The following is a 10322-nucleotide window of genomic DNA, read 5'->3' on the forward strand; positions in this document are numbered from 1 at the left end:
GCTCCATCCGGGCTACGAAGGCCGCGCGGATCGCATTTCAATCGATCACTGCGTTCCGCCATCGCAACGCAGCACTTCGAAATGCTTTGAAGCGCGCGACCGTTCTACGTTAGGATGCGGCGCTGGCCAGCGCGAAACCATAACGAAGCCAAAACATCGGCAAAAAACATCGGGAGGACTATCGATGCGCAATACGCTCGTGTTGTGCTGTGTCGCCGCGTTGTCGGCGATATCAGGAACTGCAAGCGCACAGGACTGGACCAAATCGAAATGGGGACCGAACGACGAGATCGGCGCCGCCAATTACATGACGCCCGAGCTCGTGCTGAAAGCAGCGTCGCTGGTGAAGACCGGCAAGACCTATGCACTCGGCATTCCCGTCACACCCAACACGCCGGCCTATCCGCCGCGCACCTTCAAGCTCACCATCGTGCAACCCGGACAGGCCGGCAGCCCAGGCCTCGGTCCGAACAAGGCGACCTATAACGACGACATCCTGGATACGTGGGTCGGCATCGGCAGCCAGCTCGACGGCCTCGGACATCTCGGCGTCGAGCACGTCTATTACAACGGCAACAAGCTCGCCGACTTCGCCGATCCCAACGGGCTGAAAAAGCTCGGCATCGAGAAGGTGCCGCCGATGGTCACCCGCGGCGTGCTGCTCGACATGGCCGCCTATTTCAAGACCGACATCGTGAAGGAAGGCACCGCCTTCAACGTCAAGGAGATCGAGGAAGCCGCCAAGCAGCAGAACGTCGAGATCCGCCAGGGCGACGTCGTCATCTTCCACACCGGCTGGCTCAGCCTGATCGGCAAGGACGACAAGCGCTATTCGGCGGGCGAGCCCGGGCTCGGCGTCGAAGGCGCAAAATACCTGACCGGCAAGGGCGTCGTCGCAATCGGCGCCGACACCTGGGCGCTCGAGGTGCTGCCGTTCGAGTCCAAGAACGTGTTCGAGGTGCACCAGATCCTACTTGCCATGAACGGGACCTACATCCTCGAGAACATGGACACCGCTGCGCTCGCCCGGGACAAGGGATATGAATTCCTGTTCGTGCTGGGACAGCCGCGCTGGACCGGCGGCGTGCAGGCGATGATCAATCCGATCGCGATCCGCTGATCGGCAAGTCTACCCACGGGCGAGGATCGGCCTGCCGCCCGGCAGGCGCCCTCGCCCGAACTCTTCTACCGCGGCCTGAGATGCCATCGCCGCAGCGCCACCACGGCCCAGATCGCCTCGACCAGGCCGAACGGCCAGGCGCCTTGCAGGAAGCCGTAGGCCGAGCCGAGCGCACAGGACATTGCGAACAGCAGCACGAACCAATGGCTGCGATCCTCCATGGCATAGCAGACCAGCATCGCGGTGACGGCAAACAGGCCGAATAGTGTCAGCGCATCCATCGTCAGGGTTCACTCCGCGGCGCGACGCATGCTATGCGCTGATCCATGCCGGCTCTTATCCTGCCCCTGGTCGATGCTGCAACCCACTGGCCCGAACGCGGTGGGCTGGTCGGCCTCGATCTCGGCACCAAAACCATTGGGGTTGCCGTGTCCAATCCGGACCGCCGGTTAGCGACCGGGGTCGAGACCATCCAGCGCAAGGCGTTCAAGCAGGATGCCGCCCGGCTGCTCGCGATCGCGGCCGAGCGCAAGGCGGTCGGCTTCGTGCTCGGCCTGCCCATCAACATGGACGGCAGCGAGGGCCCGCGCGCGCAATCGACCCGCGCCTTCGCCCGCAATCTTGCCGGGCTGACCACGCTTCCGATCGGGCTCTGGGACGAGCGCCTCTCGACGGCTGCGGTCGAACGCGAGCTGATCGGCATGGACGTCAGCCGCGCCAAGCGCGCCGAGGTGATCGACGAGCACGCCGCGATCTTCATCCTGCAAGGCGCGCTCGACCGGCTCGCCAACCTCCGCGCAACCTCCGGACCTGGCTGATCCATGGCCGTCGTGATCGCGGCGCTGCTGCCGGTCTTCATCCTCATCGTGCTCGGCGTCGTGCTGAAGCGCAGCCTGATGCGGCTCGACACGCAATGGCACGGGCTCGAGCGGCTGACCTATTTCGTGCTGTTTCCGATGCTGCTGATCCAGACGCTGGTGAAAGCCGACCTCGGCCAGGTCCCCGTCGCCGGCGTCGGCGGGGCGCTGCTGCTGTCGGCGCTCGCGATGTCGCTGTTGTGCCTCGCGTTGCGCCCTGCCCTGTCGCGGCTCGGCATCGACGGCCCTGCCTTCTCCTCGATCTTCCAGGGCGCGACGCGCTGGCAGACCTATGTGGCGCTCTCGGTGTCCGCCAACATGTTCGGCGATGTCGGGCTGGCGCTGGCCTCCGTGGCGATGGTCGCGATCATTCCGCTGGTCAACGTGTTCAGCGTCGCCGTGCTCGCCCATTACGCTGCGCCCGAGAAGCAGTCCGCCCGCGCCATCGTCATGACCGTGATCCGCAATCCCCTGATCTGGGCCTGCGCCATCGGGCTCTTCGTCAATGTCGTGCATTTGCCGCTCCCGAAGATCTGGCACGAAGTTGCCGATGCGCTCGGCCGCTCCTCGCTCGCCATCGGCCTGCTCGTCACCGGCGCCGGCCTGCAGCTCAACGGCCTGCTCCGCCCCAGCGTAAGCGCCACGATCGGCGTGGGCTTCAAGCTGGCGCTGATGCCGGTGCTCGCGCTGGCGCTCGCCGCCTGGTTCGGCCTGTCCGGCAACAGCCTCGCGATCGTGGCGATCTGCGCGGCGGTGCCGACCTCGCCCAGCGCCTATGTGCTCGCCCGTCAGATGGGCGGCGATGCGCCGCTGCTCGCGCAGATCATCACGCTGCAAACCATTTTGGCGGCGATCACGATGCCGATCGCGATCGCGCTGGTGGCCTAGCTCCCCAGCCACATCGTCAGCACCACCGCGGTCAGGTTGTTCAGCGCGTGCAGCACGATGGTGAGCCAGAGCGAGCCCGCGCGATGGCGCATGTAGCCGAACCACAGGCCGATGGAGAAGACCTCGGCGAGGAAGTACATGTCGTATTGCAGATGCACGATTGTCCACACCAGCGACGACAGGATGATCGCGCCGGGCACGCGCAAAAAGCTCGCCGACCAGCCGCGAAATAGAAAGCCGCGTGCGAGGACCTCTTCGGACATCGGCGCTGCCACGCTGAAGGCGAACAGCAGCATCAGCGCCGCGCCCTTGTCGCGGCCGGATTTCAACAGATCGGTCATGAAGCCAGGCGTCGCCTCGCGGCCGAGGCTCCGCGACATCGTCTCCCAGGCGACCACGATCAGGATAAGCCCGACCGCACCGAACAGGAGTTGCTTCCAGGACGGCCAATGCAGCGCGAGATAGTCGACGAAGGAGGCCTTCTTGATGCGGACGGCAAGCCACACCGCGGCAAGTGTCGCCGGCAGGCCCATCGTCACCGACAGCGCGAGCGCCGCGGGCTCGCGGCCGACGTCCTGCATCGACATCAGGTCGAGGGGGTCGCCCCGGTCCCAGACCAGATAGACGATGGCCCCGATCTGCCCGACAAACATTGCAGCGAAGATGACCACGCCCCAGAGCGACGTGCCCCAGAATTTCCAGACGCGCGGCGTCGCAGGCGTCACCGTGAGCGGCGAAAGATCGGGATTGAGGGTGTCCATCAAAAGGCTTTCGTTATTGGGCGCAAACTATCTAGAGATCGTCATGCCCGGGCTTGTCCCGGGCATCCACGTTCTCAGTCCCGCGCCGCAAGACGTGGGTGGCCGGGTCAAGCCCGGCCATGACGAGTGGTTAGAGCGCGCACCGATCACGGCAGCGCCCTCTCCAGCACCGCGCGCACCTCGCCGCTCTCCAGCTCCACCGCGCCATACATGCCGGCGTGGGTGGTGCCGAGGCGCGTGGCCGCGAACAGTTCGGCATGGCGCGGCGACACGGCGTTGAGCGCGGCGGCCGCGGCAAGCAATGCCAGCTTCTCGACCGCGAGCCGCGCGACGCGCTCGCCGTCGGCGCGGCGGAAGGCCTTGCCGATGAACGCCGCCGCCTCACCCGCCCCCGGCAGACCTTTGGTCCCGGCGGCAAGCGCTTGCAGCACCGCCATCGCCGCCTCCGGCTCGCGCGACAGCGCGCGCAGCACGTCGAGGCACATCACGTTCCCCGAGCCCTCCCAGATCGCGTTGACCGGCGCCTCCCGGTAGTGCCGCGCCAAAATGCCGTCCTCGACATAGCCGTTGCCGCCGAGGCACTCCATCGCCTCGTAGAGGAAGGCGGGCGCGCTCTTRCAGGTCCAGTATTTGATCGCGGGCGTGAGTAGCCGCATATAGGCGGCCTCCGCCGCATCGTGCGGGGTGCGGTCGAAGGCGCGGCAGAGCCGCATCACCAGGGCGACGCTGGCCTCCACATGCAGCGCCATGTCCGAAAGCACCGCCTGCATCAAGGGCTGATCGGCGAGATGTTTCTGGAATACGCTGCGGTGACGGGCGTGATGCAGCGCATGCGCCAGCCCCGAGCGCATCAGGCCGGCGGAGGCGATCGCGCAATCCTGCCTCGTCAGCTGCACCATCTGGATGATGGTGCGGACGCCCTTGCCCGCCTCGCCGACCGCTTGCGCATAGGCGCCGACGAACTCGACTTCGGACGACGCATTGGAGCGGTTGCCAAGCTTGTCCTTCAGCCGCTGGAACTGGATGGCGTTGACCGACCCGTCCGGCGCAAAGCGCGGCATGAAGAAACAGGTCAGTCCCTCATCGGCCTGCGCCAGCACCAGGAACGCATCGCACATCGGCGCCGACATGAACCATTTGTGGCCGGTGATGCGATAGGCGTCCCCGTCGCGCACCGCGCGCGTCATGTTGGCGCGCACGTCGGTGCCGCCCTGCTTCTCGGTCATGCCCATGCCGAGCGTCATGCCACGCTTCTCCCACCACGGCGCGAATGTCGGATCGTAGCTCTTCGTCGCCAGCACCGGCATCACGCGGGCGAGCAGATCCGGCTGCATCGCCAGCGCGGCAACAGACGCCCGCGTCATCGTGATCGGGCAGAGATGGCCGGTCTCGACCTGCGAGGCGATGTAGAACTTTGCGGCGCGGATGACCTCAGCGGCATCGCCCGCGGGCTTGCCGTCCGCCGTCCACGTCGAATTGTGCACGCCGGCATGCGCGCTGTGCGCCATCAGCTCGTGATAGGCGGGATGAAACTCGACCTGGTCGCGGCGATTGCCTTTGGCGTCGAAGCTGCGCAGTTTCGGCGTGTTCTCGTTCGCCGCGCGCCCGCGATCGGCCATCGCGGCCGAGCCCCAGTGCTTGCCGAACTCCGACAGCTCCCGCTCCGCCGCAGCGCCGCCATTGGCCTTCACCGCCTCGACCAGCGGCCGGTCCACGGCGAACAGATCGACATCCTCGAACGGCGGCGACTGGTTGAAGACCTCGTGGGTTGCGAAGCTGGGCTGGGTCATCTTGTTTCCCCGGACCGGAATCAGTTCCGCCGCGGCTGGATCGGGAAATCATAGGCCGCCCCGCCTGCCCCCGGCAGCGAAAAATGCCACCACTCCTTCGAATAGTTCACAAAGCCTTGCTTCGCCATCGCAGCCACCAGCCGCTTGCGCCAGGCGCGCTGGTCCGGCGCGATCGACGGTGCGGAGGTGTGCCCCTTCGCATCCGTGCAATCATAGCCGGTGCCCATGTCGACGCTGCCTTCCGGCGCCCGCGCCCCGGCCGGCGCCGTGCAATCGGCATAGGCCTTCGACGGATCGTATTTGGCTGAATTGTCGGCCGTGAGGTCGACCAGGGTCAGGTCGAGCGCAGCGCCCGTGGAATGCTGCGAGCGGCTCGCGACGTAGCCGAGGCGAAACAGCTCGGTCTTGGGAGTTTTGGGATTGTAGCGACGCTCAGTGGCGGTCTCGCGGCCGTTCTGCGACCACGCGACCATGTCGAGCGAGGCCCGCCCCGGCCGGTAGCAGTCGAACATCTTCAGCGACAGGTTCTGCGCGGCGAGTTCCTGCTGGACCGCCTTCAGCCGCATCCCCACCTCCCGCTTCACCACGCATTCGCCGGCGCCGTAGCCGGCGAGCGGACGGCCGATGAAATTGTTCGAGGTGGCGTAGCGGATGTCCTGGATGATGCTGGGGTCGATGTCGCGCAGATAGACGAAGCCGCCGGGGAGCGATTGGGCGTGGGCGGACGAGGCGGTGGCGATTGTTAAAAGTGCGATCAAAATTGGTTTCACGGAGCGCTTCCAGATTCTCGGCGTCATTCCGGGGCGATGCGACAGGACCGCGAAGCGCGGCCTGGAGCATCGAACCCGGAATCTCGAGATTCCGGGTCTGGCGCTTGCGCGCCATCCCGGAATGACGATGTACCAGACTCCTCAGGGGATAACTCGCCGCCTCCCCTTTGCCCCTTGCCCCCCCAGCCATCCCCGCCTATAGCTCTCGTTTTAATGACATCGAAATCGACCTTCGTCCTCGGCCACCGGCATTTGCTGGGCATCGAGGGCCTTTCCGCTGCCGACATCACCGGCCTGCTCGACCTGTCCGAAGAATATGTCGAGCTCAACCGCCAGGTGGACAAGAAGCGTACCGTCCTGCGTGGACGGACGCAGGTGAACCTGTTCTTCGAGGCCTCCACCCGCACCCAATCCTCGTTCGAGCTCGCCGGCAAGCGCCTGGGCGCCGACGTCATGAACATGTCGGTGTCCTCCTCGTCCATGAAGAAGGGCGAGACGCTGATCGACACCGCGGTGACGCTGAACGCCATGCACCCGGATATCCTGGTGGTCCGGCACCACGCCTCCGGCGCCGTGGAACTGCTGGCGCGCAAGGTTGACGGTTCCGTGATCAATGCCGGCGACGGCGCGCACGAGCATCCGACCCAGGCGCTGCTGGATGCCCTCACCATCCGCCGCAACAAGGGCCGGATCGAGGGCCTCGTGGTGGCGATCTGCGGCGACGTGCTGCATTCGCGCGTGGCACGGTCCAACATCATCCTGCTCAACACCATGGGCGCCCGCGTTCGCGTCGTCGGCCYCTCCACGCTGCTGCCGCCCGGGCTCGAGCGGATGGGGGTCGAGGTCGCCCGCGACATGCGCGAGGGGCTCGAAGGCGCCGACATCGTCATGATGCTGCGGCTCCAGCGCGAGCGCATGAACGGCTCCTTCGTGCCCTCATCCAGCGAATACTTCCATTATTTCGGGCTCGACCAGAAGAAGCTCGCCTACGCCAAGCCGGATGCGCTCGTGATGCATCCCGGCCCCATGAACCGCGGCGTCGAGATCGACTCGGCCGTGGCCGACGGCGCCCAGTCCCTGATCCGCGAGCAGGTGGAGATGGGCGTGGCCGTGCGCATGGCCGTCCTGGAAGCGCTCGCCCGCAACCTGCCGAACGCGTGATGCTCATGTTGACCGATCGACGACCCCTCCTGCTTGCCAATGCCCGCGTCGTCGATCCCTCCAGGGATTTCGACGGTCCCGGCGACGTCCTGATCGCCGACGGCACCATCCGCGAGACCCGTCGCGGCATCGGCGCGGCCGGCGTCCCCGAGGGCACCGACATCGTCAACTGCTCCGGCAAGATCGTGGCCCCCGGCCTGATCGACATGCGCGCCTTTGTCGGCGAGCCCGGCTTCAGCCATCGCGAGACCTTTGCCTCCGCGAGCCAGGCAGCCGCAACCGGCGGCGTCACCACCATCATCTGCCAGCCCGAGACCGAGCCCGTCATCGACAATTCCGCGACCGTCGATTTCGTGATGCGCCGCGCCCGCGACACCGCAATCGTCAACATCCTGCCGATGGCGGCGCTGACCAAGGGCATGCGCGGCGAGGAGATGACCGAGTTCGGCCTCCTCAAGGCGGCCGGCGCGGTTGCCTTCAGCGACGGCGACAGGAGCGTGACCAATGCGCAGGTGATGCGCTGGGCGCTGACCTATGCGCGCGATTTCGACGCGCTGATCGTGCACCATACCGAGGATCCCAAGCTCGTCGGCGAAGGCGTGATGAACGAGGGCGAGTTCGCCACGCGACTCGGCCTGATGGGCATCCCGAACGCGGCGGAGGCCGTGATGCTGGAGCGCGACATGCGCTTGGTCGCGCTCACCGGCGGCCGCTATCACGCAGCCTCCCTCTCCTGCACCGACTCGCTCGAGATCCTGAAACGCGCCCGCGATGCCGGGCTCCCCGTCACCGCCTCGGTCTCGATCAACCACCTCGCGCTGAACGAGAACGACATCGGCCCCTACCGGACCTTCCTGAAGCTGTCGCCCCCGCTGCGCACGGAGGACGACCGCCGCGCCCTGGTCGCAGCCGTCGCCTCCGGCCTCGTCGACGTCATCATGTCCGACCACAATCCGCAGGACGTCGAGGGCAAGCGCCTGCCGTTCGCGGAAGCAGCAAGCGGTGCCATCGGGCTCGAGACCATGCTGCCGGCGGGCTTGCGGCTCGTGCACAACGGCGAATTGGAACTGAAGATGCTGATCCGGGCGATGTCGACCCGGCCGGCCGAGATTCTGGGCCTGCCCGGGGGAACCCTGCGCGCCGGCGCGCCGGCGGATGTCATCGTGATCGACCCCGACACGCCCTGGGTGGTCGATCCCGCCGATCTCAAATCGCCCTGCAAGAACACACCWTTCGACGAAGCCCGCTTTACAGGCCGCGTGGTGCGGACCATCGTCGGCGGGCGGACGGTCTTTGAGCATGTCTAGCGTGCCGGAGGTCGCCCTGCGCCGCGACAGCGTATCGGAACGGGATCATGCGTGGCGTCGCAGTTCAACATGGAGATGCGGCCGTGGGGCTTGAAGCGTTCCTGCCGGTGGCGTTCGTCATCGGCTATCTGCTCGGCTCGATCCCGTTCGGGCTGGTTCTGACCAAGCTCGCGGGCACGCAGGATCTGCGCTCGATCGGCTCCGGCAGTATCGGCGCCACCAATGTCCTGCGCACGGGACGCAAGGGCCTTGCCGCGGCAACCCTGCTGTTCGACGCGCTCAAGGGCACGGCGGCGGTCTTGATCGCCGGCTACATCGCCGGGCCCAATGCCGCCATGGTGGCCGGACTCGGCGCGTTCCTCGGCCATCTCTTTCCGGTCTGGCTCAAGTTCAGGGGCGGCAAGGGCGTCGCCGTCTATATCGGCATCCTGCTCGGCCTGTTCTGGCCCGGCGCAGTCGTGTTCTGCCTGCTCTGGCTCGCGACGGCCTTCACCACCCGCTACTCTTCGCTCTCGGCGCTGGTCGCATCCTTCATCACGCCGCTGTTCCTGTGGTGGTTCGGGCATCTCGCACTGTCTGCACTGTTCGCGGTGCTGACGCTGCTGCTGTTCTACGCGCATCGCGAGAACATCAAGCGATTGCAATCGGGCAAGGAAAGCCGGATCGGCGAGAAGGCATAGGCCGGAAAAAAGTACGGATACCGCCGCAGCGTCTCCGCATTATGTGCCAATTCCTGTTTGCAACTCTGGCCGACTCGCGGCCAGAGTGGCGAACGGGTTCCAGGCCTGTCATCCTGACGGCGGAAATGGCGTTACGCGGTTGCTCAGAATGAGCGAGAAGAGTCTCGGCGTGCATGATGACGGTGGCTTGCAGGGTGCGGCGCGCACCGCGGCAAGCCGGCTGCTTTCGGCAACGGATATCTGGTCGAGTGCACCCTCGCCGCCTCCCTCGCCCGAACCTGCTCCCGTTTCACCGCCGTCGCCGCCGCCCGATCCCGTCGTGCATATTGCGGCCCCGATCGAGGTCGTGGTCGCGACCGCCCCTGTCACGCGCGAGCGGTCGCCCTCCCGACAATGGCCGCCGCAAAAACTGTCGCTGGCCCTCCAGGGCGGCGGGACCTTTGCCGCCTTCACCTGGGGCGTGCTGGAGCGGCTCCTGGAAGAGCCCGCCATCGAGATCGACACCGTCAGCGGTGCCAGCGCGGGCGCCGTCAACGCGCTTCTGCTCGCCTGCGGCCTGGCCGAGGGCGGACGCGAGGCCGCCCGCGCCCGGCTGAACCGGTTCTGGGTCCGGCTGATGCACGAGGCCTCGTTCCGCTCGCTGATGCTGGTCGGCGGATTTTCGCCGGCGGGAAGCTCGGTGGCATTCGGGCCGACGCTGCGCTCGGGCCAGTTCGATCCGTTCGATCTCGACCCGCTGCGCCAGGCCCTGTCGCGCGACATCGATTTTGCGGCACTCCGCGGCGCGAAGTGCCCAAGGCTGCTGATCGCGGCGACACGGATCCGCGACGGGCAGCAGCGGATTTTTCGTAACGATACGATCACCGCCGATGTCGCGCTGGCCTCGACCTGCCCGCCTTTGGTTCACTGCGCCGTCGAGATCGACGGCGAGGCCTATTGGGACGGCGGCCTTGGCGGCAATCCACCGCTGCTGCAGCTGGCGCAGGAA

General features: G+C 66.5%; 11 protein-coding genes. 7 read left to right on the top strand and 4 right to left on the bottom strand.

What is annotated here, in order from left to right:
- The first annotated feature begins 184 nt into the window (after positions 1-184).
- Entirely contained in the window at positions 185-1120 is a 936-nt protein-coding gene (locus ACXJL8_RS22695) for a cyclase family protein (protein ID WP_456622727.1), read from the top strand.
- A 65-nt stretch (positions 1121-1185) separates the two neighbouring features.
- On the opposite strand, the gene ACXJL8_RS22700 is transcribed toward ACXJL8_RS22695, so the two are convergent.
- Complete coding sequence (locus ACXJL8_RS22700; RefSeq protein ID WP_456622726.1) at positions 1186-1401, bottom strand: hypothetical protein; 216 nt, start codon at positions 1399-1401, stop codon at positions 1186-1188.
- A 45-nt stretch (positions 1402-1446) separates the two neighbouring features.
- Here ACXJL8_RS22700 and ruvX point away from each other — a divergent pair, with 45 nt between their 5' ends.
- Together ruvX and ACXJL8_RS22710 are read left to right on the top strand one after the other, a co-directional pair.
- Positions 1447-1938 carry a Holliday junction resolvase RuvX gene (gene ruvX / locus ACXJL8_RS22705; protein WP_456622725.1) on the top strand — a complete coding sequence of 164 codons (492 nt, stop codon included), beginning with the start codon at positions 1447-1449 and terminating at the stop codon, positions 1936-1938.
- Positions 1939-1941: 3 nt separating this feature from the next.
- Positions 1942-2865 (top strand): AEC family transporter, encoded by a 924-nt coding sequence (locus ACXJL8_RS22710; RefSeq protein WP_456622724.1) that lies wholly within the window; start codon positions 1942-1944, stop codon positions 2863-2865.
- Here the strand turns inward: ACXJL8_RS22710 and ACXJL8_RS22715 are convergent.
- The 3 genes from ACXJL8_RS22715 to ACXJL8_RS22725 all read right to left on the bottom strand — a co-directional run bounded on the left by ACXJL8_RS22715 (position 2862) and on the right by ACXJL8_RS22725 (position 6213).
- Positions 2862-3626 carry a CPBP family intramembrane glutamic endopeptidase gene (locus ACXJL8_RS22715; RefSeq protein ID WP_456622723.1) on the bottom strand — a complete coding sequence of 255 codons (765 nt, stop codon included), beginning with the start codon at positions 3624-3626 and terminating at the stop codon, positions 2862-2864. The genes ACXJL8_RS22710 and ACXJL8_RS22715 overlap by 4 nt on opposite strands.
- Positions 3627-3772: 146 nt before the next feature.
- The gene (locus ACXJL8_RS22720; protein ID WP_456622722.1) at positions 3773-5416 is read right to left on the bottom strand and encodes an acyl-CoA dehydrogenase family protein; all 1644 of its coding nucleotides are present in this window, start codon (positions 5414-5416) and stop codon (positions 3773-3775) included.
- A gap of 20 nt (positions 5417-5436) precedes the next feature.
- Complete coding sequence (locus ACXJL8_RS22725; RefSeq protein ID WP_456622721.1) at positions 5437-6213, bottom strand: M15 family metallopeptidase; 777 nt, start codon at positions 6211-6213, stop codon at positions 5437-5439.
- A gap of 186 nt (positions 6214-6399) precedes the next feature.
- Here ACXJL8_RS22725 and ACXJL8_RS22730 point away from each other — a divergent pair, with 186 nt between their 5' ends.
- The 4 genes from ACXJL8_RS22730 to ACXJL8_RS22745 all read left to right on the top strand — a co-directional run.
- A complete protein-coding gene (locus ACXJL8_RS22730; protein WP_456685625.1) occupies positions 6400-7347 on the top strand; it encodes an aspartate carbamoyltransferase catalytic subunit in 948 nt (315 codons plus the stop codon).
- A 5-nt stretch (positions 7348-7352) separates the two neighbouring features.
- A complete protein-coding gene (locus ACXJL8_RS22735; protein WP_456622752.1) occupies positions 7353-8654 on the top strand; it encodes a dihydroorotase in 1302 nt (433 codons plus the stop codon).
- A gap of 83 nt (positions 8655-8737) precedes the next feature.
- Positions 8738-9334 carry a glycerol-3-phosphate 1-O-acyltransferase PlsY gene (gene plsY / locus ACXJL8_RS22740; protein ID WP_456622719.1) on the top strand — a complete coding sequence of 199 codons (597 nt, stop codon included), beginning with the start codon at positions 8738-8740 and terminating at the stop codon, positions 9332-9334.
- Positions 9335-9482: 148 nt separating this feature from the next.
- The coding region (locus tag ACXJL8_RS22745) for a patatin-like phospholipase family protein (protein ID WP_456685626.1) at positions 9483-10322 on the top strand (840 nt) is incomplete at its 3' end.

The organism is Bradyrhizobium sp. P5_C11_2 (genome assembly GCF_054049755.1).

Coding starts and splice junctions, on each gene's coding strand:
- ACXJL8_RS22695 (WP_456622727.1), top strand. CDS start 185: ATGCGCAATACGCTCGTGTTGTGCTGTGTCGCCGCGTTGTCGGCGATA.
- ACXJL8_RS22700 (WP_456622726.1), bottom strand. CDS start 1,401: ATGGATGCGCTGACACTATTCGGCCTGTTTGCCGTCACCGCGATGCTG.
- ruvX (WP_456622725.1), top strand. CDS start 1,447: ATGCCGGCTCTTATCCTGCCCCTGGTCGATGCTGCAACCCACTGGCCC.
- ACXJL8_RS22710 (WP_456622724.1), top strand. CDS start 1,942: ATGGCCGTCGTGATCGCGGCGCTGCTGCCGGTCTTCATCCTCATCGTG.
- ACXJL8_RS22715 (WP_456622723.1), bottom strand. CDS start 3,626: ATGGACACCCTCAATCCCGATCTTTCGCCGCTCACGGTGACGCCTGCG.
- ACXJL8_RS22725 (WP_456622721.1), bottom strand. CDS start 6,213: ATGACGCCGAGAATCTGGAAGCGCTCCGTGAAACCAATTTTGATCGCA.